The sequence below is a fragment of the Peribacillus sp. Hz7 genome (assembly GCF_042136355.1).
Classification (GTDB): domain Bacteria; phylum Bacillota; class Bacilli; order Bacillales; family DSM-1321; genus Peribacillus; species Peribacillus asahii_A.
On sequence record NZ_JBHHJV010000001.1, the window covers coordinates 704,457 to 731,360 of the forward strand.

Here is a 26,904-nt window from a genome sequence, read left to right on the forward strand (position 1 = left end):
CAAACCTACATGTTAGGTTTGCCGTTTTTTTATTGGAGAAATACTTTCCATGTGTCGTTATTATTGATACTATTTAAAGAGGAAATGTAAAATTGTACTAATTAATGAGTGTGATTAATAAGGTAAACGAGAATGCCAACATAGGGAGGCTGTTTTATGATTAAAAAAGTTATTGCTTCAATTCTTTTACTTTCTCTTATCACTTTCTCTATTGTACAAGCAATGGATCAGCAAAAAGAAAAGAAAACAGAAGAGCTGGATCAATTAGGCGGATTAACGATTGGTGGAGAGGCTCCAGATTTTACGTTAAAAACACTAGAAGGGAAAGAAGTTTCTTTATCGGATTATAGAGGAAAAAAAGTGATGTTAAACTTTTGGGCGACATGGTGTCCGCCATGTAAAAAAGAAATGCCAGCTATGCAGCAATTTTCTGAAGAAGCAGGGGAGGATATAGTTGTTTTGGCTGTGAATATGGATCCAGAAAATGATGTAGAAGGATTTGCGTTAAATTATGAATTAACCTTTCCAATTGTCCTAGATCAGCCAGAGTCAGGAAGTCTTATCAGTGAACAGTATAAAATCATGAGTATTCCTACGACTTTTTTTATTGATCGTGATGGTATTATTCAACATAAGTTTTTTGGTGAGATGCAGTTGAAAGATATGGAACGAAATATGAATAGTATGAAATAAGGAGCTAAAAGAAGGCTCCTTTTTTATATTTTTTTGTAAATTTGGAAATAATAAAAAATACAAACTTTTACGATTAGTTAAATCATGGGACCTATACACATAGGTACCCGTCCCTTGAAGCTTAACTGCTTCTTCTTGTTTTTGAACTGGAAATTTAGATTTGCTATAAAAAATGGAAGTAGGTGATAAAATGAAAGGACGCAAAAAAACATTTGAACAGTTAATACAGGATAATAAAAGAGAGCTGCTAGAAGATTATAAAATGCTTGAAATCATTGAAGAGAGAATTGAGAAACGACATATGCAAAAAGCCGAGTAAAAACTGGCAGCTATATTTCTTGCTATTTGATGCAAATTAATAGTAGGAGGCGATATTGATGAGTAACCCCAAAAAAGATTCTAAACACTTTAATCCTAACCATGTTGGAACAAAATCAAGATCATTTGGTGGAAACAAAGGAAAGCAAATGCAAGATCAAACAAGTCCAACTCCTCAAGTGATTCAAACAAAAGGGGAATAGCTGTTACATCTACATTCATAACAAGCATCTTATAATTATGTTATGTAAACTAAAAAGTTAGTAGGGGGAAAAATGATGACTAAACCAAATCCAGATAATCGTGCCGATAACGTAGAAAAGCTGCAAACAGCTATTGAAAATACACGAGAGAATATACAGGCTGCAAATGAAGCAATCGAATGTTCATCATCAGCTGACACGGAAGCAATTCAGGCTAAAAATGAGCGAAGAATGGAAAGTATAAACTCGATGGAAGCTGAAATTGAAGATGAGCAAGCAGCTCGAAAAAACGGATATAAGAGCAGTAATCAGTTTCAATAACTAATGAAAAAAGGCTATCCAAAGTTTTTTATTTGGATAGCCTTTTTTCACTATTAGCAATGGGTACGGTAATTATTTTAATGTGAAGGCAACTCGAATATTCAGTTTTCCAATCGAAATTATGATAAGATGATGATGAGACACGTTAGTAAAAGGAGAGAGAGACTTATGCATATTGCTGAACATCAAATAGAAGTGCGTTACGCAGAAACCGATCAAATGGGCGTAGTCTATCATGCTAATTATTTAGTGTGGATGGAACTGGGACGCACGCAGCTAATACGTGAATTAGGCTTTGAGTATGCTCAAATGGAGGCTGATGGTATCCTATCACCTGTGATTGATATTCAAGTTTCTTATAAAACGCCAGTCCGTTATGGACAAGTGGCAATAATTAAGACATGGGTTGAAAGCTATGATGGAATTCGAGTCGTTTATGGGTATGAGATTTTCAACGGAAATCAAGACTTAGCTGTAACGGGTCAGTCCTCACATGTATGTGTGAAAAAAGAAAGTTTTCGTCCTATTTCTATTAAACGGCTTTTTCCTGAGTGGCACGAGGCCTATGAGAAGAATAAGAAGCTAGTTTAAAACGATAATTTACATAAGTTGAGGTGAAAAAAGCCTTGGCCTTCGGGATTAAGCGTAAAGATCTAGAAGAATGGAAGTGCCGAATTGATGCAGGGGAAATTGCTTTTTTAACACATTATTGGTTGGATGATCGATTTCCAGGCTGTAAAACGGTGACCAAAGTCGGTTGCAAAGATTTAGATCGTTTAGCCAAATGGGGACAACAGTATGGTTTAAAGAGAGAATGGATTGATCTTAGAAAAGATGGCTACTCTCATTTTGATTTACTAGGGGAAAAGCAAAAACAAATTTTAGCAGCAGAAGGAATTCACGAAAAGCTGATAAAATAACAACAGCGGCATTTAGCCGCTGTTGTTATTTTGCATACGAAAATTCTGGTTCACCTAGTTTTTCATTAAAGCGAATAATTAGGTCATGACCATCGAAAAACCAAAGGTCATTTTCTTCGATAAAGAAGGTTACTCCATCTTGCTCTGTTAATACAATCGGGTGAACTGGACGTTCCTGAGAAATACCTAACGAAAAGCCAGCTTGAATACTGCTGTGGCCGCCATACCTTACAAAAAAACGAATATATGCACCTGAAGATAAAGCTAGTTCCTCTTTATACCAATCTACTGCTTCATTAGAAATTTTAATATTCAATATGTCTCCTCCTTCTGTCGAACTCTCAATTTTGTATAGAGCAAAAGTTACATAAGTTGTGAAAAAAACAGAATATTATTTCTGCATATCATGAATAAATCATTTTCTAAAAGTGTCTAAAAAGTTCACAAATATAGGTGATATTTATAAAATGTAACATGTTTATTTGTGGTATTATAGGACTATAAATAGGTTTTAATGCCTATTTATTGTTTGCGTCTAATTCTGCTAGTTTTTTTAGAAGAATCGGCATGGGCATATGCATTACTTGTTCTAGTGGAACATTCAACGCTTTTGCTAGTTTGATGGCTGTTTCAGGTGAAATTTGTAATGGTTTCATAGTAGAAGCTCCTTATTTTTCAAGATTTTATAGATGAAGAATACATGTATTACGAAAACAAGTGAAACTTTACCCAGCAGGTTATTGCCCCTTTCCTCATATCGTTCCTCGCTTTTTCTCCATCTTGTGCTAGGTATTAACACCTATGTATGTAAGATTTATTGAAAGCTATATCAAGAAAAAATAAAAGTTCGCTTTAATCATTCCAACTAAATCTAAATAGAATCAGTAAAGCTTAAGATAAAAGAAAAAGATTGAAGCAAGCCATTTTTATAACGATTATTACTGAATCTGCGCCAATAGTTTTGGTAATAAGGATAAGCTAACAGCTTGGCTGTAAAACTCCTTGTATTGTAGCATGAATGTGGACAAAAAGCATGCTTGAGAAGTAGGTGAAGCATATGAATTTACACATAATACTTGGTTTTTTAGAGAAAGAAAAAGTCTTTGAATTCATTTTTCGGACATGTAGTGAACGGTGCAGACAGATTAACATATATAGGCGAAAGGTATAGCCGTTTTTTGAATGCTTTATATTTTTTCGCTAGGCATGTAACAGCGATTCTTTCACGGGAGGGAAGTAGATGAAAGTACTATCCAAGTTCAAGAAAAGTCAAATGAACAAAGTTTTGACAGTAAATCCGGCAGCAGGGGAGATAAAGGTAAGCGATCCAGAAATAAAAAAGCAGCTAAAAATGATTGATTTAACAGAGAATGACCTCCGTATCATTTTTGCGTTCGGAGAATTAATTTATGCCCAAATTGATGAACTTTTGGATGGCTTTTATCAAGCGTTATTGGAAGTTCCAGGGTTAAAGTCAATTATTACGAAGCATAGCACAATAGAGCGCCTGCGTTCTACATTATATACACATATTGTTACATTATTTGAAGGTGTTATTGATGATTCTTTTGTCGAAGCCCGTCTGCAAGTAGCTAAAAGCCACTATCGGATTGGTTTGGCATCGCGTTGGTATTTGTCCGCGTTCCAAAGCTTACAAAATTCAATGTTATCATTAATCTATACATACGTACATAATGAAGAAGAGCAACGAGCCGTAATCTTTGCTATTACGAAAATACTAAGCTTTGAACGGCAATTAGTTATTCAGGCTTATGAAATGGAAAATCTGAAAGCACGTGAAATAGAATATGAAAAAGTCAAAAAAGATGTACAACGTCATATTTTAGGGATAAGTGAGGAATTACTCATATTAAGTGAAGAAACACATACTTCAATTAAGACGCTAGGGTTTAACGGTCAGGAGTTAGAGGACATTGTTAGGATTCAAACGGAACAGTCGACTTATTCTAGAATGAGTGCCGAAGAAGGGCAGAGGTGCATGCTTCAACTAAAAACCAAATTATATGAACTGGTTGTATTTATGAATCATGTAGATCAAAATATTCACTCGCTGAATTCGTCCTTGCAGCAAATTACGGAGTTTGTTCAAATTGTCCAATCTATTGCGAATCAAACGAATTTACTATCATTGAATTCAGCCATTGAAGCAGCTCGTGCAGGTGAACATGGAAAAGGGTTTGCCGTTGTAGCAAATGAGGTAAGAAAATTAGCGGATCAAACGAAAGAATCTATTGCGCAAATAGATGCTATTGTTCAGACATCAAACGGTTATATGCAAAGTGTGCTTCAATCTGTTGTAGAAGTAAAAGAAGTGATGGAATTGGGAGAAAGAGAATCTACTGTAACGGTCGAATCTTTCGATAAGATTCTTGAATCGGTGGAGAAAGATGTTGTTGGAATGAATAAAATTAAGCAAAATATTCATTCATTTGTGATGGTTATTGATGAAATTAAAGGTGTAACAGAAAAGGTGGCATCTCAGGCGGAAACTTTGAATCAGACAGCCGCAGAGTTATAAAAAAAGCCCCATTATAGGGCTTTTTTATTCTATAGTAAATAATAATTCATGGTAAGTGCACATATTATTTCGGCATAGCCGTTAATTTTAGGGGAAACGTGCCAATCCCCATTTAGCTACATACTTGCTCACTATAACCATTTAATTTTTGGTTCGGTTTTATTCATAATTCGTTTAATATTGGCTCGATGGCGATAAAAAATAAAAATTGTAAGGACTGCGATGACCAAAATTAGTGGCCAATCGTCCAAATGGAAGATAAAGCAATACGTTAAGGAAGCTACAGCTGCAATCATGGATGATAAGGAAACATATTTTGATATGTATAAAGCAATGAAAAAGACTACGAGTAAAAATAAAAATAAGAATGGCTCATATCCGAGTACGACACCTGCAGATGTAGCAACCGCTTTACCGCCTTTAAAACTAGCAAATATCGGAAACATATGTCCAATGGCTGCTAACACACCGGCTAATAGCAGGTGAATATCGGCTCCAAGTAATCCAGGAATAAGGGTCGCTGCCGTACCTTTTAAAATATCCATCAATGTAACAGCAATGCCAGGTTTAATTCCAAGTGTTCGAAATGCATTCGTTGCTCCAAGGTTTTTACTACCATGTTCACGAATATCTACTTTATAAAAGGTTTTACCAATAATTAATCCAGATGGAATGGATCCAATTAAGTAGGCAAGTAATAGAGAAAGTATAATAATTAACATCGAATGGCCCTTTCTAATAAAAAATTCTTGTTTTTTTCTTTAATAAATGGCTATGTTAAACAATATTGTTGCTACAATTAAGTTTGGTTCGTTTTAGCCCCACTCCATGAAACAAAGGAGAAGCGTGTTTTCTCCAAGAGGTCCCGCACAAAAGAAGCCAAAAACAACAGCATCATATAACAAAATTTAATAAATGGCAAGTTAAATAAATGAATGGCTACTTTATCCCACTCTTAACGGGCAGTAAGACCCCCACCTCAAGAGTCAACAAGGAAGATAGGTGGGGGACAACTGCCCGTAAAGGTCCGATTGGTGAAATACAGTGAAACTTACCTTTGCGATTTTCAAAGGTAAGCTTTCACCAATCAGGTTTGTACGGTCACTTGATTGAAGCGAAGCGGAGATCTTAGTGACCGTAGAACGTGACTAACCATCAGTGGGGGATGAAGGAAAACCCCCACTGATGGAAGTTTCACTTTATTGTACCACTTTCTTGTTAAAAAGGACGGCCAAGTGATAAATTTCCTAAGAAAAAATCTCTCTATATTATGATTAGAACATCATATTTCTAAAACGAAACGGAAAAGCTGATAAACGAAAAAGATCTGAATATATTTCATCGTATATAAAGTATTAGACTATTGTACCGGAGTGAAGTATAGAAAATATCCCCTTGCTAATGGAAATCGAGGAAGATTCTTTGTAAAATGGTTGTTAAGATTTAAAAGTATACTATCTTTTGAAAAGGAATGATAAACATGACAATTATAAATCCAAGCAGAGAAGAAATCGGAAAAATATTAAAAAAAGCAAAACGAATTGCTGTTATTGGTTTGTCTAATAATCCAGATCGCACTTCGTATATGGTGACAGAAGCGATGCAAAACTGTGGCTATGAAATTATTCCGGTTAACCCAACGGTAACAGAGGTACTTGGGGTGAAAGCTGTTGCTTCATTAAAAGATATAGAGGGGCATGTTGATATTGTCAATGTGTTCCGACGTTCCGAATTTTTACCGGAAATCGCCAGAGAATTTGTTGAAATAGATGCTGATGTTTTCTGGGCTCAATTAGGAGTAGCAAATCAAGAGGCATATGATTATTTAACAGAGAAAGGCTATACAGTTATTATGGATCGTTGTATTAAAGTTGAACATGCCATGACAAAATAATAGATAAAATGAAGCTGCCATCAGTGAGAATCCTCATTGATGGTTAGTTAAATATATTGCTGATTTAAAACGTATTTGCTAAATAAACAAATACCATCTACAATTAATAGTTGGTATGCATCAAAATGAATAGTTAAGGTGCTAAATCAAGGGACGACAAAAATAGAACACTTGTTCCTTTTTGGAGAATGTATTATACTTAATTTATTCACAGGAGCTTTAACTAGACTAGATTGTTAAAGCTTAGAGTCATTTCATGGTAGTATGATTTGGCCCGGAAATTGGTTTTGTTTAGAAAGGGGAATTTCTGTGGCAAAGAACAGCAAAACAATTGAGTATAACGATGATGCAATTCAAGTACTGGAAGGATTAGAGGCGGTTAGAAAACGTCCTGGTATGTATATCGGCAGTACAGATGTAAGAGGACTTCATCATTTAGTATACGAGATTGTGGATAACTCCGTAGATGAGGCGTTAGCAGGTTTCGGAGATCACATAATAGTCAAAATACATAAAGATAACAGCATCAGTGTGACAGATAAAGGACGCGGTATGCCTACAGGAATGCACAAGCTTGGCAAGCCTACTCCAGAAGTTATTTTAACGATTCTTCATGCCGGTGGAAAATTTGGTCAAGGTGGGTATAAAACGAGCGGTGGCCTGCATGGTGTAGGTGCTTCAGTTGTCAATGCTTTGTCAGAATGGCTCGTTGTTACAATCAAGCGAGATGGCTATGTTTATGAGCAGCGTTTCGTAGATGGCGGGAAACCAGAAACGACGTTAGAGAAGATTGGCAAAACGAATCAAACAGGGACAAAAATACATTTTAAGCCTGATGCTTCGATTTTTTCAGTTACAACTTTTAACTATCAAACATTAAGTGAACGACTTCGAGAATCTGCTTTTCTATTAAAAGGAATGAAGATTGAGCTTGTTGATGAGCGACATGGTCAGCAAGAGCTGTTTCATTACGAAAATGGCATCGAAGCGTTTGTAACTTATCTAAATGAAGAAAAAGATTCGCTGCATACGGTTGTTAGCTTTGATGGTAAGCAACATGGTATCGAATTAGATTTTGCTTTTCAGTTTAATGATGGTTATTCTGAAAATATTTTAAGCTTTGTAAATAATGTTCGGACAAAAGATGGCGGTACACATGAAATCGGTGCCAAAACTGCGATGACTCGTGCTTTTAATGACTATGCGCGTAAGGCAGGCCTGTTAAAAGAAAAAGATAAAAATCTAGAAGGTACAGATATTCGAGAAGGTTTATCAGCGATTATTTCCGTTCGGATTCCCGAGGAGTTGCTGCAATTTGAAGGCCAAACGAAGAGTAAGCTTGGTACAAGTGAGGCTCGTTCAGCTATAGATGCGATTGTGTCTGAACATTTAGCGTACTTTTTTGAAGAGGATCCGACTACAAGCACCCTGCTCATTAAAAAAGCGATTAAAGCATTTCAAGCTCGTGAAGCAGCGCGAAAGGCACGGGAAGATGCTCGAAGCGGAAAGAAACGAAAAAAATCAGATGCGATTTTATCTGGTAAATTAACGCCGGCTCAATCGAAAAACCCAGATAAAAATGAATTATATCTTGTCGAGGGGGATTCAGCTGGAGGTTCAGCGAAGCAAGGTCGGGATCGTCGTTTTCAGGCTGTATTACCGCTTAGAGGAAAAGTGATTAATACCGAAAAGGCGAAACTTGCGGATGTGTTTAAAAATGAAGAAATTAATACGATTATTCATGCGATTGGCGCAGGAGTCGGGCCAGAATTTAATGTGAGCGATACGAATTACGATAAAGTAGTTATTATGACGGATGCGGATACAGATGGAGCACATATTCAAGTGTTGCTATTAACTTTTTTCTACCGGTATATGAAACCGCTTATTGAAGCGGGAAAAGTATTTATTGCCTTGCCGCCTCTTTATAAGGTGAGCAAAGGGAGCGGGAAAAAAGAAATCCTTGAATATGCATGGAGTGACGAAGAATTGCAAGCCGCTATTCAAAAAGTAGGGAAAGGCTATACGATTCAACGATACAAAGGTCTCGGTGAAATGAATGCCGACCAACTATGGGATACGACGATGAATCCAGAAACGAGAACGTTAATCCGAGTGAAAATTGATGATGGTGCACGGGCGGAAAGACGTGTGACGACGTTAATGGGTGATAAAGTAGAACCGCGCCGAAAATGGATCGAGTCGAACGTTGCTTTTGGTCTCGAAGAAGAATCGAATATATTGGATAATGAAAATATGTCGATTGCAGAGGAGGCTGAATAAAGATGGCATCAGAAGAAAGATTTCGTGATTTACCGTTAGAAGAAGTGATTGGTGACCGCTTCGGACGGTACAGCAAATATATTATTCAAGATCGAGCGCTTCCAGATGCACGCGACGGTTTAAAGCCAGTACAGCGCCGAATTTTATATGCAATGCATGTAGAAGGAAATGTACATGATAAAGCGTATCGTAAAGCAGCCAAAACAGTCGGAAATGTAATCGGGAATTATCATCCGCACGGTGATAGCTCGGTTTATGAAGCGATGGTAAGAATGAGTCAAGACTGGAAGCTGCGTAATGTGATGGTACAAATGCATGGAAATAACGGAAGTATTGACGGGGATCCGCCAGCTGCGATGCGTTATACGGAAGCAAGATTATCTGCGATAGCTTCTGAACTGCTCCGTGATATTGAAAAGCGGACGGTTGATTTTGTTCCAAATTTCGATGATACATCAGAAGAGCCTGTCGTTCTACCAGCGATGTTTCCAAACTTGCTTGTGAATGGTTCGACGGGAATCTCCGCTGGATATGCAACAGAAATTCCGCCGCATCAACTAGGTGAGGTCATTGATGCAACGATTATGAGAATTGATCATCCAGAAGCAACGGTTTCTGAATTAATGACGGTGCTGAAAGGACCAGATTTTCCAACCGGTGGTATTATTCAAGGGATTGATGGCATTAAAAAAGCATATGAAACTGGTAAAGGAAAAATCATAATTCGCTGTAAAGCCGAAATCGAAAGTATTCGAGGAGGCAAAGAGCAAATTGTCATAACGGAAATACCTTACGATGTGAATAAAGCCAATCTTGTGAAGAAAATCGATGAATTTCGTTTAGATCGAAAAGTGGAAGGAATTGCGGAAGTCCGTGATGAAACCGACCGTACAGGACTTCGTATCGTAATCGAGTTAAAAAAAGAAGCCGATGCACACGGTGTGCTTAATTATTTATATAAGAACTCTGACTTACAAATTGCTTATAACTTTAATATGGTAGCGATTTATAAAAAAAGACCAACTTTAATGAGTCTGCCTAAGCTGCTTGATGCTTATATTGAGCATCGACGGGAAGTAATTATTAATCGTTCTCGCTATGAATTGCAAAAAGCATATGATCGAGCTCATATTGTCGAAGGACTTATGAAAGCTTTATCTATTTTAGATGAAGTAATCGCAACCATCCGTGCATCTAAAGATAAACGTGATGCAAAAGATAATCTCATTGCGAAATTTGCTTTTACTGAAGCGCAAGCGGAAGCCATTGTTTCTCTGCAACTATACCGATTAACGAATACTGATATCACAGCACTTGAAAAAGAGGCGGCCGAGCTTAACGCAAAAATTGCTGAGCTTACAAAAATTCTTGAGAGCGAAAAAGCGCTTATGCAAGTGATGAAAAAAGAACTGAAAGCAATTAAAAAAGATTATAACGATACACGTCTATCGAGAATTGAAGAAGAGATTGAAGAAATTAAAATTAATCTTGAAGTATTAATAGCTAGTGAAGATGTCGTTGTGACTATTACAAAAGAAGGGTATGTAAAACGAACTTCTCTACGGTCATATGCGGCATCAGGTGGACAAGACTTTGGCATGAAAGATTCAGATCGCTTGCTGCAAAAGCTGGAAATAAATACGACAGACGTTGTTCTCTTGTTTACGAATAAAGGAAATTATCTGTATTGTCCAGTTCATCAACTACCTGATATAAGGTGGAAGGAAACAGGGCAGCATGTAGCGAATATTATTCCGATTGATCGCGATGAACATGTAATCAAAGCGATACCAGTTAAAGATTTTGAAGAGCCAAGTTTTTTATTACTTGCGACTCGAAATGGTATGGTGAAGAGAACCGAGCTCGCTTCCTTTAAAGCGCAGCGTTATTCTAAACCGTTGGTAGCGATGAATGTAAAAGGAGAAGATGAGCTTGTCGATGTCCATCTAACGGATGGAAGTTTCGATGTATTCTTCATGACTCATCATGGATTAGCGCTATGGTATGATGAAGAAGAAGTGAGCATTGTTGGTCCGCGAGCTGCAGGAGTAAAAGGGATTAACTTGAAAGAAGAGGATTTTGTTGTCGGTATGAAAGTGTTAGGAAAGGATACGGAAGAAGCGATTGCTATCGTCACACAACGTGGATCAGTGAAGCAGATGAAGCTGTCTGAGTTTGAAAAAACATCGCGAGCAAAGCGAGGCGTTGTTGTATTAAGAGAGTTAAAGGCTCATCCGCATCGGGTTATCGGCTTTGAAATGGTAACAAAATCAGATTGCCTTTCGATTCTTTCTGAGAAAGGGAAGCTTGAAACGGTCCAAGTAGCTTCATTAAAATATTCCGATCGTTATACAAATGGTTCATTTATTTTAGACGAAAGTGAAAGTGGACAAGCGAAAGAAATGTGGAAAAACTTAATCGAAGAAGTAGATAAAAGTATACATTAAACGAGAAAAATCCGTTCATCATAAGTGAACGGATTTTTCTCGTTTATAAAACAGTAGTATAGTAATCTCTACGTGTAAAGGAATTCTAGGAGGGAGTTATTGGTATGAGTATAGGTCATTGGAGTCAAGTTTGATGTTATTTTATAAACAGATTCGATTGGATTTTCTTTAATATACGTCTGCTTTGTGCATAATCCTGTTCGCGTGCTTTCTCAACTTTCAAGCGCTCATCAAGCTTTCGGCTATATTCAGCATAACCAATTCCATGAGCTTGAAACATAGCCTTTTCCATTTCTGCCGTGTACAGTAAAGCGAGAGTTTTGATAAAGAATCAATCCTTTCCGAAATAATTTCCTTCTTAATCGTATCATTGATTAAGAAAGGTCACAAAGTGGTTCTCGTTCTCTATTAGAGGAGATTAGCGCTTCTATACGCCTGTATAAAACTCATTGCTCACAGACGCCAAATCCCTGCTATTTCCTTTGTTTTCCTTTCCTTTTCGTACATTTAGTATTTTAAGAATGAACTCGCTAGCATATAAACTTTAAAATCTTAGATGCAGAACGGCATTTATATATTTAAAAATTAACCTCGCCAGAATATTTTAGTTAAACCTTAATTAAAAATAGTTGGTAATATACACAATCCAATTATTGGTATAAATTCTCTTGGCAGCTCATTAAATATTTTCCTTTTCTCGGGAAATACTATGAAGGAATTAAAACGGAAAGAGCGAGACAAAGAGAATGGATCAATTACAAATTGCTTGGGCAATGTTCGGAACGAATATGACTGTTCAGATTATTTTCGCGACCATTGGGTTTGGGCCTTCACCTCATTTGTATTAATTTCGAATGTTTATGCTTTTGAGGGTACATCAGTTGTTTTTCGTTTTGAAAACGGGGAGATTGTAGATGCTGCCCCATGGACGGCTTTTTTTATCCAATCTTTTTAGTAACAGCGGGACATACGGCATTAACAGCATATGCGACAGGTACTTTGGTCATTGCAGCTTTTAAAATGTTGAAAAATCCATTACTTCTTTTCGAGCAGTATGTATGTCGGCTTTGCGATCTTAGTGCCGGGTTTCTATTATTTCTGGTCTATCTTTATGAAGGATCAAAAAAATAAAAAAGAAACACATCTCACAATCGTAAGGAGCGGTTGAGAATGAAAGGTCATTTTTTACATGTATTAAAATATGCTGTACTGGTCATTTCTGTTTGTTTAAGCTATCAAGCTGTTGAAGCACATGATAAAGGGTTTAAGTCAAATGAGTTTTATGAGTCAATGAAGCGAGATGTTACCGGTGACAAAAAAGTGGATATTATTGAGTTAAAAGGTACACCAAGCAAGAAAAATCGTCATCTTTTAACGAAAATGGAACTTGTAGTGGAAAGCAACCGCAAGAGGATGTCCATCCCGCTTGAAGCAGGATATAAACCGAAGCTCGCTCTTGCTGATTTTAATAAAGATGGTGTGCAGGATGTCTTTGTTTCCTTTCAAAAACAGGATAAATCTGAATTATTTCATCAAATTTATTCTTTTAACAAAGGACAAGTAGCGAATATAGAGGTGCCGCCTTCTGTTCCTGTTACAGCTCAATTTCAAGACTATTATATGGCAGACATTACTGTCGAGGGGCAAAAGCCGGTCCGGGTGGATATTAGCAATCATAGAGAGGTGTATGAAGAGTTAGGGATTTATCAAAATGGAAAATTAAATGAAGCTACGGAGTTAATTATCCACCCTTATTTCGAATTAACAGTACGCTCTCAATTTGGACGCGGAAAGGGCTTAACTGGAAAACAATTAGTAAAAGGAATTGAGGGAGAAGAGGCTATTGCGACGATTTCTTCAGTGTGGACGTTTCAGGAGGGGGCTTGGAAGCTCATCAAAGCAAATGTTAAACCGTTAAAGAAAAGAAAGAATCGATAAAAGCTCATCTATTTGATGAGTTTTTTCTGTTTGTGCTGAGTTAATCTTATTGTTGGTTAAGTGATTTTTTAGCTAAAATAAGCCAAAAATCAACAATGTTATATAAAATAAAAAATTTTCTATAATTTTACATAGAAAAATATTGTAATATTTTTACATAATATGTTAGAATCATATTTAAGTTCAGTTATTACTATAAATAATTGAATGCTAGAAAATTTAAAAGGAGTGGTTGCTTTACGGAATTAAAGGACCGAATTATCGAAACGTCGTTAAGCCTCTTTGAACGACATGGCTTTCATGGTGTCTCAGTTCAAGAGATTGTGAAGAAAAGCGGTTCGAGCAAAGGCGGTTTCTATCATCATTTCCAATCGAAAGAGGAGCTTCTTTTTGTGATTCACGATTATTTTGTTTCCTATGTGTTGACGAAAGCGCAGGAAGCGATTTCATCAAGTATACGCCCCACAGATAAAATGCAAAGAATTATTCGATCTTTTGTAAAAGTGTTTGACCTCTATAAACCACATATTTCTGTTTTTTATCAAGAAAGCACATATTTAAAACCACCTTATGACAAAGCAATTAAGGAAAAAAGAAGTCAATATAAAGAAACGATGTTCTCAATCATCCGAGAAGGGATTGATAAAGGAGAATTTCGTCCAGAACTTCCTGTTCAAATTACCAGTATGTTCATTTTAGGTACGGTGAATTGGTCCTATAAGTGGTATAAGCGGGACGGGGAAAAGACGATTGATGAAATTGCCGACATTTATGTAGATTTGATTCTTCATTCATTACTAACGGATCAAGCGAAACAGGATCCGGCTTTTCAGTCTTATTTTTTAACGAATTGAATATGCCCTTTTGTAGGGCCTAACAAGACCAACTAGTCGGTCTTATATAAATTACGGGAGGTTTTTGACTATGGATTTTGATTTAACAGAAGAACAAGCCATGATACGTAAGTTAATTCGTGATTTTGCGGAAGCCGAGGTTGCTCCAGGTGCAGATCAAAGGGATCGTACTGGTGAATTTCCAAAGGAAATATTCAATCAATTAGCGAAGCTAGGGATGATGGGTCTTCCTTTTCCTGAAGAATATGGTGGTGGTGGTGGTGATACAATCAGCTTTGCCATTGCTGTAGAAGAGTTAAGTCGAGTATGTGGCTCTACAGGTATTACCTATTCTGCACATATTTCACTAGGGGGAGCTCCTATCCATTTATTTGGCACTCATGAGCAAAAGGAGAAATATTTAACACCACTTTGTACAGGGGAGTACTTGGGTGCTTTTGGTTTGACTGAACCTAATGCTGGTTCTGATGCAGGTGGAACTCAATCAACAGCGATTCTTAAGGATGGTCAGTGGGTGCTTTCTGGTTCTAAATGTTTTATTACGAATGCAAGCTACGCCAAAAACCTTGCAATTACTGCAGTAACAGATCGATCAAAAGGAATTAATGGAATTAGTGCGTTTATTGTACCTACTGATGCGCCGGGATTTACTGTAATTAGTAATTATGAAAAGATGGGACTTCATTCTTCAAATACAACTGAGTTAGTTTTTGAAAATGTAAGCGTTGCTAGAGAGAATCTCCTTGGTGAAGAAGGCAATGGGTTTAAGCAGTTTTTAGCTACTCTTGATGGAGGAAGAATTGGAATCGGGGCGATGGCCGTTGGAATTGCACAAGGAGCTTATGAAAAATCGCTTCAGTATGCAAAAGAAAGAAAACAATTCGGTAACAGCTTATCTTCATTTCAAGCCATTCAATTCAAGCTGGCTGACATGGCTATGAATATTGAATTAGCTCGTAACATGGTTTATAAAGCAGCATGGTTGAAAGATCAAGGAAGAGCATTTAAGAAGGAAGCAGCCATGGCTAAATTGTATGCTTCGGAAATATGCATGAAAGTATGTGATCAAGCGGTACAAATCCATGGAGGTTATGGTTATATGAAGGAGTATCAAGTTGAGCGCTTCTTCCGTGACGCGAAGCTTTTAGAGATTGGGGAAGGAACCTCTGAAGTACAACGAATGGTTATTGCTAAACAGCTAGGTTGTTAATCTTTCCAATAAGATAATTTAAATATAACTTGATGAGGAGGACTTTAATGACTGAATTGTTGCATGTCACGATTGGTCAGTTGCTAGAGCAAACAGCTCGTGTTTCAGGTGATAAAGAGGCGGTTGTATACCATGATTTAGGTCTTCGCTATACGTATCGGGAATTTGAGAAATTATGTCGAGAAGTAGCTCGCGGGTTTATGTCGCTTGGAATTGAACAAGGTGATCATATGGCTATTTGGGCTACAAATAAACCAGAATGGCTCATCTCCCAATTCTCAACAGCGAAAATGGGCGGCGTACTTGTAACAGTGAATACGAATTATCGCAGAAGTGAGTTAGAATATTTGCTACAACAGTCGGATGCGACAACGATTATTTTAATGGAAGAGTATCGCGGTCATTCCTTCATCGAGACGTTATATGAAGTTGTTCCTGAATTACGAGAATCTAAACCAGGGCAGTTACAATCAAAAAGATTGCCAAAATTAAAAAATGTCATTGTTCTTGGTGAAAATCGATATCCGGGCACGTATTCTTGGGATGATGTGTTGAAAGGAAAAGCTGATGTAACTGAGGAAATGTTAGATGAACGTATGAGTAATCAAAGTCCATCTGACGTGATTAACATGCAATATACATCAGGAACAACTGGCTTCCCTAAAGGTGTGATGTTGACTCATTCTAATCTTGTTAATAATGGTCTAAATATTGCAAGTTGTATGAAGCTGACAAACGAGGATCGCTTATGTATTCCTGTGCCGTTCTTCCATTGCTTCGGTTGTGTACTAGGGACAATGGCTTGTGTTTCTGTCGGAGCGACAATGGTTCCGATTGAAGAATTTAATCCAAGAGATGTATTGAGAACAGTTGCTGCCGAAAAGTGTACAGGGCTTCATGGTGTACCGACGATGTTTATAGCTGAACTGAATTTAGATGATTTCGATAGCTATGATGTAAGTACACTTCGAACAGGAATCATGGCAGGGTCGAATTGTCCAATTGAAGTAATGAAAAATGTCGTAGAAAAACTTGGGATGTCGGAAATTACGATTACATATGGACAGACGGAAGCGTCACCTGGCATTACGATGACTCGAACGGATGACCCGATTGAGTTACGTGTTTCATCTGTAGGAAGAGCGTTCCCTAATGTCGAAGTGAAAATTGTTGATCCAAGTACAGGAGAAGAAGTGTCACCGGGAGCACAAGGTGAGCTGTGTACGCGCGGTTACCATGTTATGAAGGGATATTACAAAAATCCAGAAGCAACACAAGAAGCGATTGACCATGAGGGTTGGCTTCATACGGGAGACCTCGCGGTTATGGATGAAAATGGATATTGTAAAATCACAGGACGCTTGAAAGATATGATTATTCGTGGAGGAGAAAATGTATATCCTCGTGAAGTCGAAGAATTTCTTTATCAGCATCCAGCAATTCTTGATGTACAAGTCATTGGCGTTCCGGATAAAAAATACGGAGAAGCTGTCATGGCATGGATTATTTTAAAAGAAGGCGAAACGCTGACAGAGGAAGAAGTAAAGGAATATTGTAAGGGTCAAATTTCTCACTTTAAAATTCCTCGCTATGTCCAGTTTACAAAAGAGTATCCAATGACGGCGTCTGGAAAAATTCAGAAATTCAAACTGAAAGAACAATCAATAGATGTAATCTCAGAATCTACGAAATAAGGAGGGCATGTCGATGATCCAGAAAATATTAATCGCGAACCGAGGAGAAATTGCAAGGAGAATTATTCGTACTTGTAAAAAGTTAAACATTCAAACAGTAGCTATTTATTCTGAAGCAGATGCGGATGCTCCATTCGTTTCTGAGGCAGATGAAGCCTATCTGTTAGGTGCGCCACCAGTACAGCAAAGCTATCTGAATGTCGAAAAGATTTTAGAGATTGCAAGTCTTGCAAAGGTAGATGCGATTCACCCAGGTTACGGTTTCTTAAGTGAAAATGCAGATTTTGCTCGTTCATGTCAAAGCGCTGGTTTAACATTCATTGGACCAAGTCCTGATGTTATGCAACAAATGGGCAGCAAGGTCGAAGCGCGAAAAACAATGGAGAAAGCAGGATTACCACTTGTTCCGGGATTATCTCGTCCACTTATTGATGCGGAGGAAGCGGTTGAAGTAGCGAAGCAAATAGGCTATCCGATTATGTTGAAAGCTTCTGCCGGCGGCGGTGGCATTGGGATGCAATCGATTGACAATGAAGCGGAGCTAATTAAAGCCTTTGAAGGAAATCAAAAGCGGGCACAAATGTTTTTTGGCAACGGTGATATGTTCATTGAAAAACGTATTTTACAGCCGCGTCATATTGAGATTCAAATATTAGCAGATACATTTGGCAATGCGGTGTATTTATGGGAACGAGAATGTTCTGTGCAACGTCGTCATCAAAAGGTCGTCGAAGAAGCGCCGTCTTCATTCTTAAGTGAAGAAACGAGACGTAAGATGGGGGAGGCAGCAGTAAAAGCTGTGCAGGCAATTGGCTATTATAATGCTGGTACACTTGAGTTTTTAGTAGATCATGAGCAAAACTTCTATTTCTTAGAAATGAATACACGTTTGCAAGTGGAGCACCCTGTTACTGAAGAAATTACAGGTTTAGATTTAGTAGAACAGCAAATTCGTATTGCTTGTGGCGAGAAGCTTTCCTTTACACAAAACGATGTAAAGCTGGAAGGGCATGCCATTGAAGTACGAGTGTATGCTGAAGATCCAAAAACGTTTTATCCAGCTCCAGGAAAAATTACGGATTTACAGTTGCCAAATGGAGAAGGGATTCGTCATGAGCTAGCTGTTCATAATCAATCCGTTGTTTCTCATTTTTATGATCCAATGATTGCAAAATTAGTCATTAAGGGAGAAACGAGAAACGAAGCGATTGAGAGGTTAAAAGAGGCGCTGGCTCAATATAAAGTACAAGGAATTAAATCAAATATTCCATTGCTAGAAGAAATCGCTGCTCACGAAGCATTTAAAAATGGAGATACAACAACAGACTTTATTGATAAATATATTAAAAAAATTACAGTTTAAGGGAGGAATTTTAAATGGCAGAATTAAAAGCGAGTATGGCTGGTAATGTATGGAAGGTAGTTGTAGGAGAAGGGGAAACGGTAACAGACGGACAAGATATCGTGATTTTAGAATCGATGAAAATGGAGATTCCTATTGCGGCAGAGCAATCGGGTTCTGTGAAGGAATTAAAGGTGAATGAAGGGGATTTTGTAAATGAAGGTGACGTGTTAGCAATCATTGAATAGAGTTCATCTAGTAGATTTTCTTTTAGGGAAGAGATACTGAGTGTTGGTTGAAGTCTCCCGCTTCGCTTAACGGTGAAGTGGGGGCTTACTATCTGCTCATTTGCGATAAAATGGAGGCGATGTAATTGAAATGGCCGGAGAAAATCATTATTAAGGAAGTAGGCCCACGAGACGGTCTTCAAAATGAAAAGCGGATTGTTCCAACAGATGTAAAGATAGACTGGATTAATGCTTTGTCTAACACAGGGCTTTCTTATATTGAAGCGACCTCTTTCGTTAATCCTAAATGGATTCCGCAGCTTGGTGATGCAATGGAGGTAATGAAGGGCATTAAGAGAAATCCGGATGTAACATATGCGGCACTTGTTCCGAATAAGAGAGGCCTAGAAGCTGCATTAGAAGCTAATATTGACGAGGTTTCTGTTTTTATGTCGGCAAGTGAATCGCATAATCAGAATAATATTAATAAATCAATAGCAGACACGTATCCTGTCTTGCGTGAAGTTATTGAGGAGGCAATTCAAAACGGAAAGACGGTAAGAGGATATGTGTCAACCGTTTTTGGCTGTCCATATGAAGGAGATGTGCCAATCGAGCAAGCGTTGCGTGTTTGTGATCAGTTATTTGATTATGGCATTCATGAACTTTCTCTCGGTGATACGATTGGTGTAGCTTCTCCTATGCAAGTGGAGCAGTTTCTTGAAGTAGCTCTTAAGCGATATGACAAAAGCAAGGTCGCGCTTCATTTCCATGATACGAGAGGAATGGCGCTTGCGAATATTGTGAAATCGCTAGAGTACGGGATTGTTACCTTCGATGCTTCATTAGGTGGGTTAGGAGGCTGTCCGTATGCTCCGGGTGCAAGTGGAAATGTTGCGACAGATGATCTTGTTCATATGCTAGATAAGATGGGAATTGAGACGGGAATTGATGCTGAGAAACTTATGCAGGCGAGTTTGCTTATTCAAAATAGTTTGCAAACGCCGCTGCCAAGTCATCAGATGGCCGTGTTTAATGCTAGTAAGTGAGGAGTGAAGATATGAAGCTGATAGAAGTGAATCGTGAAACAAAAGGTGTTGCGATTATTACGTTAAATCGTTCTGAAGCAGCTAATGCTTTATCAAAAGCATTGCTTCTTGAGTTAAATGAAGCAATCGCTGAACTACAAAATGACTCTCAGTTACGAGCTGTCATTGTAACGGGAGCAGGAGAGAAGGCATTTTGTGCGGGTGCTGATTTGAAGGAACGTGCCGGTATGGAAGAAGCCGAGGTAAAAGAGACAGTCAAACTGATTGGAAGCACAATTACAAAACTAGCAAACTTTCCGGTTCCTGTGATTGCCGCTATTAATGGTGCTGCATTTGGAGGAGGGCTGGAGCTCGCTTTAGCTTGTGATCTGCGCTTAGCTTCAGAAACAGCGAAAATGGGCTTAACGGAAACGGCGCTTGGCATTATCCCTGGCGCAGGTGGAACACAGCGCTTGCCACGTGTTATCGGGGTTGCTGCGGCAAAAGAATTAATCTATACAGCGCGTAGAATTGATGCACATACGGCCAATTCGCTTGGAATCGTTAGCCGAGTGGTGGCGCAAGGTGAGCTAATAGAAGAAGCGAAAAAACTCGCTCAGGAGATTGCTGAAAATGCGCCGCTTTCTCTACGAGCAGCTAAAGCGGCTATTAATGAAGGACTAGATGTTTCATTGGAAGCAGGATTAGCTATTGAAAAAATTCAATACAATACGACGATTCATTCTAACGACCGATTAGAAGGTCTGGCCGCGTTTAAAGAAAAGCGAAAGCCAGTCTTTACAGGGAATTAAGAAAAGCGTAAGGCGTCTGCAATCGTTGACAGATACATAATTTGTCTTTCGAAGAGGTTAGCTTATGACTTTGAGTCGGTAACGCTTGAATCTAGACACCAAAACGTATTGAAAGTTTTATATTTTCCTATCTTTTAAAAAAGCGGAGGGATTAGCATGTCACAATCAACGAAAACTACACTGAATGATATTGTGGAAACAATTAAAAAAGGTGGTTCTACTAAATATCATGAAAAAAATGCAGAAAAAGGTAAGCTATTTGTTCGTGAACGCTTGGAGTTATTATTTGATGAAGGAATTGAAATAGAGGATGCCTTTTTTGCTAATTGTACAAGTGAAGGGCTGCCAGCTGATGGTGTTGTAACAGGCATCGGGAAAATTAACGGCCAAACGGTTTGTGTAATGGCTAATGATTCTACTGTAAAAGCAGGATCATGGGGAGCTAAAACGGTTGAAAAAATCATTCGTATTCAGGAAACAGCGGAAAAATTACAAGTTCCTCTTTTATATTTAGTTGATTCTGCTGGAGCACGTATTACGGATCAAATCGAAATGTTCCCAGGTCGCCGTGGTGCTGGAAGAATTTTTTATAACCAAGTGAAGCTGTCTGGAAAAGTACCGCAAATTTGCTTATTGTTCGGTCCTTCCGCTGCTGGTGGTGCGTATATCCCTGCTTTTTGTGATATCGTTGTCATGGTCGATGGCAATGCATCTATGTATTTAGGTTCTCCGCGAATGGCTGAAATGGTTATTGGTGAAAAGGTAACGGAAGAAGAAATGGGCGGAGCGAAAATGCATTGCTCAGTTTCTGGATGTGGAGATGTGCTTGCTAAATCAGAGGAAGAAGCAATTGCATTTGCTCGCCGCTATTTAAGCTATTTCCCAACGAATTATCAACAAAAACCGACACCAGTAGAAGCCAAAGCACCTGCTTCTTTTGAAAAAACATTAGCAGACATTATTCCAGCTAATCAGAATGCTCCATTTAATATGCACGATCTAATCAATCGCATTGTCGATGAAGATTCAGTCTGCGAAATTAAGAAATTGTTTGCGCCTGAATTGATTACGACGTTAGCCCGTATTGATGGGCAGCCGGTCGGGATTATTGCTAACCAACCTCGTGTAAAGGGTGGCGTGTTATTCCATGATTCAGCGGATAAAGCCGCTAAATTTATTACGCTATGCGATGCTTTCCATATTCCGCTTCTATTCTTAGCTGATATTCCAGGATTTATGATTGGAACAAAGGTTGAACAAGCAGGTATTATTCGTCATGGTGCAAAAATGATTTCAGCGATGAGCGAAGCGACTGTACCGAAAATTTCCGTCGTCGTACGAAAAGCATATGGTGCTGGATTATATGCGATGGCTGGCCCTGCTTTTGAACCAGATTGCTGTCTTGCGTTACCATCTGCTTTTATTGCAGTAATGGGAGCTGAAGCTGCAGTGAATGCAGTATATGCGAATAAAATAAACGCTTTAGAACCGAATGAACGCGGTGCTTTTATTGCGCAAAAACGAGAAGAATATAATCAAGATATCGATATCTACCGTTTAGCATCTGAAATGATTGTCGATGCAATTGTTGCACCAAATGATTTACGTGCAGAATTAACAAGTCGATTTGCAGCTTATAATAGCAAACAGTTAACATTTACTGATCGAAAACATGGAGTATATCCAGTTTAAATTATGAATCTATAAAAAACCTACCAGTTTTGGTAGGTTTTTATATGGAAAAGGATAAGAATTCAATTAAACTTTTTTGGTTTCTTGTATTATAAGAAGCAAATATAGTAAGATAGTGTGTAATTACATATTTATACTTATAGTTTATTTTTGAATGCAATCATGGATGGTAACTACGATTGCTCAATCGTTTCTAATAAAGTGTTACTAATGAAAAGAAATAAGCTTGAAATCATTCATGTTTATAAACATCACTTGAAGAAAGTTTACAATTCGCATTTTACAGAAGGTATATGAAACTGATAAAAATAATACGAATGTTCATTATAGGACATTAGAACATTTTAAAGGCACGTTTGGAGCAACGATTTTATTTCACACTTAATGGGCAGTAGTTCCCACTTCAAGATTTTGAGAGAATAAAGAAGGAAAGTGGGAGAACAATTGCTGGTAAAGGTCCGATTGGTTCAATAACCATCAGTGGAGGCTAAATACCTCCTTACTGATGGAAGTTTCACTTTATAAACATAGCAACATGAAAAAAGAGGAGCGGCTTGCATTTCTTTTGGGAGGAACTATCAAATGGCAACGAAATATACCGATGACAGCTATACATTACACACTGATCTTTATCAGATTAATATGGTTCAATCTTACTGGGAAGATAACATTCATAATCGAAAGGCCGTATTTGAAGTTTATTTTCGAAAATTACCTTTTAAGAGTGGCTATGCTATTTTTGCAGGGCTGGAGAAAATCGTTCATTTTTTAGAACATTTCAGCTTTACAGAAAGTGATATCGATTATTTACGAACATTGGAGTACGATGAAGCATTTCTTACGTACTTAAGCGGGCTGCGTTTTTCAGGAAACTTACGTTGTATGAAAGAAGGAGAACTTGTTTTTGCGAATGAGCCGATGTTACGAGTGGAGGCACCGCTTGGAGAAGCTCAGCTTATTGAGACTGCTCTGCTTAATATTGTGAATTATCACACACTTATTGCAACGAAGGCATCACGTATTAAGCAAGTGCTTGGGGATGAGCCAGCGCTTGAGTTTGGTTCACGTCGCGCTCAAGAAATGGATGCGGCTATTTGGGGAGCACGAGCGGCATATATTGCTGGATTTGATTCAACAAGCAATGTTCGTGCAGGTAAGTTATTTGGAATTCCTGTTTCAGGGACACATGCTCATTCAATGATTCAAGCGTATAAAGATGAATATATAGCCTTTCATAAATACGCGAAAACACATAGAGATTGTGTGTTCTTAGTCGATACATACGATACCCTTCGTTCGGGTATTCCAAATGCGATTCGAGTTGCTCAGGAATTAGGCGATCAAATTAACTTTATTGGCATTCGTTTAGATAGTGGCGACCTTGCTTATTTATCAAAAGAAGCACGTAAAATGTTAGACCAAGCTGGTTTTCCTGAAGCAAAGATTGTCGCTTCTAATGATTTGGATGAATATACTATTATCAATTTAAAACAGCAGGGTGCATGTATTGACGTTTGGGGAATCGGAACGAAGCTTATTACAGCTTATGACCAACCAGCACTAGGAGCGGTTTATAAAATGGTGGCGATGGAAGAAGAACATGGTGAACTGGTGGATACGATGAAAATTTCATCTAATCCAGAAAAAGTCTCTACACCAGGTCTGAAGCGCATCTATCGTATTATTAATAAAATTAATCACCATGCTGAAGGTGATTACTTGACGATGGAGGATGAAAAGCCGCAAGAAGAAGAGAAATTAAAGATGTTTCATCCAGTGCATACATTCCTTAGTAAATTTGTGACTGATTTTGATGCGGTCGATTTGCATGAAGATATTTATGAGGATGGTATATTAGTTTATGAATTGCCAGCCATTGAGGACATTAAAGCTTTTTGTAAGCAAAATTTACAAGTGCTTTGGCCAGAGTACTTACGCGCGTTAAATCCGGAAGAGTATCCAGTCGATTTAAGTCAGAAATGTTGGGATAATAAAATGAGAAACATCGCAGAAGTACAAGCCAAAATGGTATCTAAATAATGTAGAAAGAGGGTAAGTAGATGCGTCCTTTACAGTCAGAAATTATTCAAAAACTGTTAGTTCAGCCTACGATTGATCCTAAAGTAGAATTTAGAAAAAGTGTGGATTTGCTGAAAGATTATGCAAAGAAGTATTCATTTATCAAAAGTTTTGTACTTGGTATTTCTGGAGGACAGGATTCCACTTTATGTGGTTATATCGCTCAAACAGCAGTGAATGAATTAAATGAAGAAAAGAATACAAATGAATATCAATTTATTGCAGTGAGTCTGCCTTATGGTGTACAAGCAGATGAAGATGATCGTCAGGTGGCTTTACAATTTATTAAGCCAAGTGTGAATGTGACGGTAAATATTAAAGCGGCTGTTGACGCTTCAATACAAGCGGTTGAAACAGCTTCTGGCCAGAAATTATCAAACTTTTTAAAAGGTAATACAAAAGCACGTGAGCGAATGAAAGTACAATTCGATTTAGCAGGTATTTATAAAGGCGTTGTACTGGGGACCGATCATGCTGCAGAAGCAGTAACTGGATTTTTTACGAAGTTCGGTGACGGAGCAGCTGATTTAGTTCCACTTTACCGTTTAAATAAACGACAAGGTAGAGAAATTTTGAAATATTTACAAGCTCCTGAACGCTTATATTTAAAAGTACCAACAGCGGATCTTGAGGATGACAAACCGTTAGTACCAGATGAAGTGGCATTAGGTGTTTCCTATGAGGAAATCGATGATTATTTAGAAGGAAAAGACATTCGCATAGAAGCAGCGGAAATTATTGAAAACTGGTACACAAAGACGGAACATAAACGAAATGAACCGATTCATGTATATGATACGTGGTGGAGATAAGAAGAAATTATCGAACTGACCTGGCTTATATAAGCAGGTCAGTTTTTTGAATTAGCAGACCATTTGACTTCTTACTTATGCAGTTTTAAGCATCATGTTCTTTTTCTTTTGCCTATGTTTTAAATCAATGTTGAAATTTGATATAATTTCGTGAAATTAACATAGCAACAAGTTTCTTTTAGATAGAGGCATAAAATTCTTGACTGCATAAGAGTATTTTTTGGTACAGGCTCTGTTGAAAGTTTTAAAGGTACAAAACCTTCTAAAAGGCTAAGAAAATCTCGTAAAAGAGGTAAGCAGGTTAAAAAGAGAGGTATAATGAATAGGTTTAATGGTGTTATAACTGTAACTATATGTACTGATTCAAATGACTTCAACTGTTTGAAAATGATAAAGAAGCAATAAAGGTAAAGAACTTTATGGTTCAATGTAATGTAGCCTATGCTTATACAAAAACAGCAGATTTTAAAGAAAGAGAGCTAATATTTGTAAAGGAGATTGAGGTATGACAGAATTTTGGGAATTAAGCTTTATAGAAAATCAAATGATGTGGGGATTTGAGCCTTCAGACTCCGCAATCTTGACAAAGGACTTTTTCCTTGAAAAGAAAGTTAAGGATATATTGATTCCTGGTATTGGATACGGTAGAAATGCAAAGGTTTTTATTGACAACGGAATACATGTAACAGGTATTGAGATTTCAAAAACAGCAATTGAATTGGCAAGGCAAAATGGACTTAATATTAGTATTTTTCATGGTTAAGTAACCGATATGCCTTTTGATAACAAACTTTATGATGGTATATTTTGTTATGCACTTCTTCACTTATTGAATAATCGTGAGAGAGATAAGTTTATTAAAGATTGCTATGATCAATTAAAGCCAAACGGATATATGATTTTTACTACTATTTCCAAAGAAGCCCCTATGTTTGGAAAGGGAAAACAACTGGGTAAAGACTATTTCGAGATAATGGAAGGGGTAAAAATGTTTTTTTATGATTCTGACTCGATAAAACAAGAATTTGGAAAATATGGACTTATAGAATTTTCAGAAATTGTTGAGCCGCATAAGAATATGGAAAATAAACCTCCATTTAAATTTATAATGGTAAAATGTCAAAAAGAACTATAATTACACTTGCATAAAAACTGGAAAAAGCGAATTGTTAATTGAGACGGCTTATGTGTAACCTATTCACTAAGACCTTTAAGTGCTTATGCATTATTAAAAGGCGAATTAAGGGAAGCCAAAGGGCTTCCTTTAAAATTGCTTAATTTTCAACACTATTTTGAAACATAGCCTTTCTTTTAAAACAGAAAAGAGGGCGAAATCATTGAAACTCTGTGAACTTGGTGTAAGATATATAGATATGAATACTTTTGATAAAGGATGAAGACAACTTGAATAAACTTGGCTGGATTATATCGGGGCTTGGTGCTTTACTGATTTTTAGTAGTTTGCTTTACCCGCTAGACGTTATTGAAAAAAACACATTTTTAGTTCTTTTATTAGGTGGGGCAGGTATTATGTTTGTAGGAACAATGATACGTGCTTTTTTAGGAAATAAGAAGTGAATAAAAACAGCTTCTAGGTC

At 37.6% G+C, this 26,904-nt stretch carries 26 protein-coding genes and 3 pseudogenes; 25 read left to right on the forward strand and 4 right to left on the reverse strand.

Annotated features, from left to right (window positions below; translation table 11 throughout):
• Nucleotides 1-156: 156 nt before the first annotated feature.
• The 6 genes from ACE199_RS03365 to ACE199_RS03390 all read left to right on the forward strand — a co-directional run bounded on the left by ACE199_RS03365 (nucleotide 157) and on the right by ACE199_RS03390 (nucleotide 2,455).
• Nucleotides 157-693, forward strand: a complete 537-nt coding sequence (locus ACE199_RS03365; protein WP_375348560.1) for a peroxiredoxin family protein — start codon at nucleotides 157-159, stop codon at nucleotides 691-693.
• 190 nt (nucleotides 694-883) lie between these two features.
• Nucleotides 884-1,012: an FbpB family small basic protein gene (locus ACE199_RS03370; RefSeq protein WP_252290536.1), complete on the forward strand. Its 129-nt coding sequence runs from the start codon at nucleotides 884-886 to the stop codon at nucleotides 1,010-1,012.
• A gap of 58 nt (nucleotides 1,013-1,070) precedes the next feature.
• Nucleotides 1,071-1,214 (forward strand): acid-soluble spore protein N, encoded by a 144-nt coding sequence (locus tag ACE199_RS03375; protein WP_375348561.1) that lies wholly within the window; start codon nucleotides 1,071-1,073, stop codon nucleotides 1,212-1,214.
• 75 nt (nucleotides 1,215-1,289) lie between these two features.
• Nucleotides 1,290-1,535 (forward strand): small acid-soluble spore protein Tlp, encoded by a 246-nt coding sequence (gene tlp / locus ACE199_RS03380; RefSeq protein ID WP_127762510.1) that lies wholly within the window; start codon nucleotides 1,290-1,292, stop codon nucleotides 1,533-1,535.
• 168 nt (nucleotides 1,536-1,703) lie between these two features.
• The gene (locus tag ACE199_RS03385; RefSeq protein ID WP_375348562.1) at nucleotides 1,704-2,126 is read left to right on the forward strand and encodes an acyl-CoA thioesterase; all 423 of its coding nucleotides are present in this window, start codon (nucleotides 1,704-1,706) and stop codon (nucleotides 2,124-2,126) included.
• Nucleotides 2,127-2,161: 35 nt separating this feature from the next.
• Nucleotides 2,162-2,455, forward strand: coding sequence for a hypothetical protein (locus ACE199_RS03390; protein ID WP_252291436.1), 294 nt, complete (start codon nucleotides 2,162-2,164; stop codon nucleotides 2,453-2,455).
• Nucleotides 2,456-2,480: 25 nt separating this feature from the next.
• Here the strand turns inward: ACE199_RS03390 and ACE199_RS03395 are convergent, their stop codons facing one another.
• Nucleotides 2,481-2,771, reverse strand: a complete 291-nt coding sequence (locus ACE199_RS03395) for a HesB/YadR/YfhF family protein (protein ID WP_375348563.1) — start codon at nucleotides 2,769-2,771, stop codon at nucleotides 2,481-2,483.
• Nucleotides 2,772-2,973: 202 nt separating this feature from the next.
• The gene (locus ACE199_RS03400; RefSeq protein ID WP_375348564.1) at nucleotides 2,974-3,111 is read right to left on the reverse strand and encodes a YycC family protein; all 138 of its coding nucleotides are present in this window, start codon (nucleotides 3,109-3,111) and stop codon (nucleotides 2,974-2,976) included.
• Between the two features lie 584 nt (nucleotides 3,112-3,695).
• Here ACE199_RS03400 and ACE199_RS03405 point away from each other — a divergent pair.
• Complete coding sequence (locus ACE199_RS03405; protein WP_375348566.1) at nucleotides 3,696-4,994, forward strand: protoglobin domain-containing protein; 1,299 nt, start codon at nucleotides 3,696-3,698, stop codon at nucleotides 4,992-4,994.
• Nucleotides 4,995-5,125: 131 nt separating this feature from the next.
• Here the strand turns inward: ACE199_RS03405 and plsY are convergent, their stop codons facing one another.
• Complete coding sequence (gene plsY / locus ACE199_RS03410; RefSeq protein ID WP_127759986.1) at nucleotides 5,126-5,716, reverse strand: glycerol-3-phosphate 1-O-acyltransferase PlsY; 591 nt, start codon at nucleotides 5,714-5,716, stop codon at nucleotides 5,126-5,128.
• Nucleotides 5,717-6,474: 758 nt separating this feature from the next.
• Here plsY and ACE199_RS03415 point away from each other — a divergent pair.
• The 3 genes from ACE199_RS03415 to parC all read left to right on the forward strand — a co-directional run bounded on the left by ACE199_RS03415 (nucleotide 6,475) and on the right by parC (nucleotide 11,618).
• Complete coding sequence (locus ACE199_RS03415; protein WP_375348567.1) at nucleotides 6,475-6,888, forward strand: CoA-binding protein; 414 nt, start codon at nucleotides 6,475-6,477, stop codon at nucleotides 6,886-6,888.
• A 309-nt stretch (nucleotides 6,889-7,197) separates the two neighbouring features.
• Nucleotides 7,198-9,171: a DNA topoisomerase IV subunit B gene (gene parE / locus ACE199_RS03420; RefSeq protein WP_375348568.1), complete on the forward strand. Its 1,974-nt coding sequence runs from the start codon at nucleotides 7,198-7,200 to the stop codon at nucleotides 9,169-9,171.
• Nucleotides 9,172-9,173: 2 nt separating this feature from the next.
• On the forward strand, nucleotides 9,174-11,618 hold the full coding sequence (parC, locus tag ACE199_RS03425) for a DNA topoisomerase IV subunit A (protein WP_375348569.1): 2,445 nt from the start codon (nucleotides 9,174-9,176) through the stop codon (nucleotides 11,616-11,618).
• Between the two features lie 136 nt (nucleotides 11,619-11,754).
• Here parC and ACE199_RS03430 read toward each other — a convergent pair whose 3' ends face one another.
• Nucleotides 11,755-11,898, reverse strand: a complete 144-nt coding sequence (locus ACE199_RS03430; RefSeq protein WP_375348570.1) for a YuzK family famiily protein — start codon at nucleotides 11,896-11,898, stop codon at nucleotides 11,755-11,757.
• Nucleotides 11,899-12,450: 552 nt separating this feature from the next.
• Here ACE199_RS03430 and ACE199_RS03435 point away from each other — a divergent pair.
• From ACE199_RS03435 to ACE199_RS03505, 15 genes and pseudogenes are all read left to right on the forward strand, one after another.
• Nucleotides 12,451-12,650 (forward strand): annotated as a pseudogene (locus ACE199_RS03435) (cytochrome ubiquinol oxidase subunit I); the annotation flags it as partial.
• Between the two features lie 138 nt (nucleotides 12,651-12,788).
• On the forward strand, nucleotides 12,789-13,556 hold the full coding sequence (locus ACE199_RS03440) for a hypothetical protein (protein WP_375348571.1): 768 nt from the start codon (nucleotides 12,789-12,791) through the stop codon (nucleotides 13,554-13,556).
• Between the two features lie 203 nt (nucleotides 13,557-13,759).
• A complete protein-coding gene (locus ACE199_RS03445; protein WP_375348572.1) occupies nucleotides 13,760-14,410 on the forward strand; it encodes a TetR/AcrR family transcriptional regulator in 651 nt (216 codons plus the stop codon).
• Nucleotides 14,411-14,480: 70 nt separating this feature from the next.
• The gene (locus tag ACE199_RS03450) at nucleotides 14,481-15,620 is read left to right on the forward strand and encodes an acyl-CoA dehydrogenase (protein ID WP_375348573.1); all 1,140 of its coding nucleotides are present in this window, start codon (nucleotides 14,481-14,483) and stop codon (nucleotides 15,618-15,620) included.
• Between the two features lie 56 nt (nucleotides 15,621-15,676).
• A complete protein-coding gene (locus ACE199_RS03455) occupies nucleotides 15,677-17,314 on the forward strand; it encodes an AMP-binding protein (RefSeq protein WP_375348616.1) in 1,638 nt (545 codons plus the stop codon).
• 13 nt (nucleotides 17,315-17,327) lie between these two features.
• Nucleotides 17,328-18,677, forward strand: coding sequence for an acetyl-CoA carboxylase biotin carboxylase subunit (locus tag ACE199_RS03460; RefSeq protein WP_375348574.1), 1,350 nt, complete (start codon nucleotides 17,328-17,330; stop codon nucleotides 18,675-18,677).
• Between the two features lie 14 nt (nucleotides 18,678-18,691).
• Nucleotides 18,692-18,904, forward strand: a complete 213-nt coding sequence (locus ACE199_RS03465; protein ID WP_119118397.1) for an acetyl-CoA carboxylase biotin carboxyl carrier protein subunit — start codon at nucleotides 18,692-18,694, stop codon at nucleotides 18,902-18,904.
• Nucleotides 18,905-19,029: 125 nt separating this feature from the next.
• The gene (locus ACE199_RS03470; RefSeq protein WP_375348575.1) at nucleotides 19,030-19,932 is read left to right on the forward strand and encodes a hydroxymethylglutaryl-CoA lyase; all 903 of its coding nucleotides are present in this window, start codon (nucleotides 19,030-19,032) and stop codon (nucleotides 19,930-19,932) included.
• A gap of 11 nt (nucleotides 19,933-19,943) precedes the next feature.
• Nucleotides 19,944-20,723 carry an enoyl-CoA hydratase gene (locus ACE199_RS03475; RefSeq protein WP_375348576.1) on the forward strand — a complete coding sequence of 260 codons (780 nt, stop codon included), beginning with the start codon at nucleotides 19,944-19,946 and terminating at the stop codon, nucleotides 20,721-20,723.
• A 156-nt stretch (nucleotides 20,724-20,879) separates the two neighbouring features.
• Nucleotides 20,880-22,415 (forward strand): acyl-CoA carboxylase subunit beta, encoded by a 1,536-nt coding sequence (locus ACE199_RS03480; protein ID WP_127759996.1) that lies wholly within the window; start codon nucleotides 20,880-20,882, stop codon nucleotides 22,413-22,415.
• A gap of 582 nt (nucleotides 22,416-22,997) precedes the next feature.
• Entirely contained in the window at nucleotides 22,998-24,455 is a 1,458-nt protein-coding gene (locus ACE199_RS03485) for a nicotinate phosphoribosyltransferase (protein WP_375348577.1), read from the forward strand.
• Nucleotides 24,456-24,475: 20 nt separating this feature from the next.
• Nucleotides 24,476-25,306 carry an ammonia-dependent NAD(+) synthetase gene (gene nadE / locus ACE199_RS03490; protein ID WP_375348578.1) on the forward strand — a complete coding sequence of 277 codons (831 nt, stop codon included), beginning with the start codon at nucleotides 24,476-24,478 and terminating at the stop codon, nucleotides 25,304-25,306.
• A gap of 186 nt (nucleotides 25,307-25,492) precedes the next feature.
• Nucleotides 25,493-25,815 (forward strand): annotated as a pseudogene (locus ACE199_RS03495) (hypothetical protein); the annotation flags it as partial.
• Nucleotides 25,812-26,441: pseudogene (locus ACE199_RS03500) on the forward strand (class I SAM-dependent methyltransferase). The pseudogenes ACE199_RS03495 and ACE199_RS03500, both read left to right, overlap by 4 nt.
• A 269-nt stretch (nucleotides 26,442-26,710) precedes the next feature.
• Entirely contained in the window at nucleotides 26,711-26,884 is a 174-nt protein-coding gene (locus ACE199_RS03505; protein ID WP_164853172.1) for a hypothetical protein, read from the forward strand.
• Nucleotides 26,885-26,904 lie beyond the last annotated feature (20 nt).

Excerpts from the sequence above, each read along its gene's own strand:
- ACE199_RS03365 (WP_375348560.1), top strand. The coding sequence starts at position 157 with ATGATTAAAAAAGTTATTGCTTCAATTCTTTTACTTTCTCTTATCACT.
- ACE199_RS03370 (WP_252290536.1), top strand. The coding sequence starts at position 884 with ATGAAAGGACGCAAAAAAACATTTGAACAGTTAATACAGGATAATAAA.
- ACE199_RS03375 (WP_375348561.1), top strand. The coding sequence starts at position 1,071 with ATGAGTAACCCCAAAAAAGATTCTAAACACTTTAATCCTAACCATGTT.
- tlp (WP_127762510.1), top strand. The coding sequence starts at position 1,290 with ATGACTAAACCAAATCCAGATAATCGTGCCGATAACGTAGAAAAGCTG.
- ACE199_RS03385 (WP_375348562.1), top strand. The coding sequence starts at position 1,704 with ATGCATATTGCTGAACATCAAATAGAAGTGCGTTACGCAGAAACCGAT.
- ACE199_RS03400 (WP_375348564.1), bottom strand. The coding sequence starts at position 3,111 with ATGAAACCATTACAAATTTCACCTGAAACAGCCATCAAACTAGCAAAA.
- ACE199_RS03405 (WP_375348566.1), top strand. The coding sequence starts at position 3,696 with ATGAAAGTACTATCCAAGTTCAAGAAAAGTCAAATGAACAAAGTTTTG.
- plsY (WP_127759986.1), bottom strand. The coding sequence starts at position 5,716 with ATGTTAATTATTATACTTTCTCTATTACTTGCCTACTTAATTGGATCC.
- ACE199_RS03415 (WP_375348567.1), top strand. The coding sequence starts at position 6,475 with ATGACAATTATAAATCCAAGCAGAGAAGAAATCGGAAAAATATTAAAA.
- parC (WP_375348569.1), top strand. The coding sequence starts at position 9,174 with ATGGCATCAGAAGAAAGATTTCGTGATTTACCGTTAGAAGAAGTGATT.
- ACE199_RS03430 (WP_375348570.1), bottom strand. The coding sequence starts at position 11,898 with ATGTTTCAAGCTCATGGAATTGGTTATGCTGAATATAGCCGAAAGCTT.
- ACE199_RS03440 (WP_375348571.1), top strand. The coding sequence starts at position 12,789 with ATGAAAGGTCATTTTTTACATGTATTAAAATATGCTGTACTGGTCATT.
- ACE199_RS03450 (WP_375348573.1), top strand. The coding sequence starts at position 14,481 with ATGGATTTTGATTTAACAGAAGAACAAGCCATGATACGTAAGTTAATT.
- ACE199_RS03460 (WP_375348574.1), top strand. The coding sequence starts at position 17,328 with ATGATCCAGAAAATATTAATCGCGAACCGAGGAGAAATTGCAAGGAGA.
- ACE199_RS03465 (WP_119118397.1), top strand. The coding sequence starts at position 18,692 with ATGGCAGAATTAAAAGCGAGTATGGCTGGTAATGTATGGAAGGTAGTT.
- ACE199_RS03475 (WP_375348576.1), top strand. The coding sequence starts at position 19,944 with ATGAAGCTGATAGAAGTGAATCGTGAAACAAAAGGTGTTGCGATTATT.
- ACE199_RS03480 (WP_127759996.1), top strand. The coding sequence starts at position 20,880 with ATGTCACAATCAACGAAAACTACACTGAATGATATTGTGGAAACAATT.
- ACE199_RS03485 (WP_375348577.1), top strand. The coding sequence starts at position 22,998 with ATGGCAACGAAATATACCGATGACAGCTATACATTACACACTGATCTT.
- nadE (WP_375348578.1), top strand. The coding sequence starts at position 24,476 with ATGCGTCCTTTACAGTCAGAAATTATTCAAAAACTGTTAGTTCAGCCT.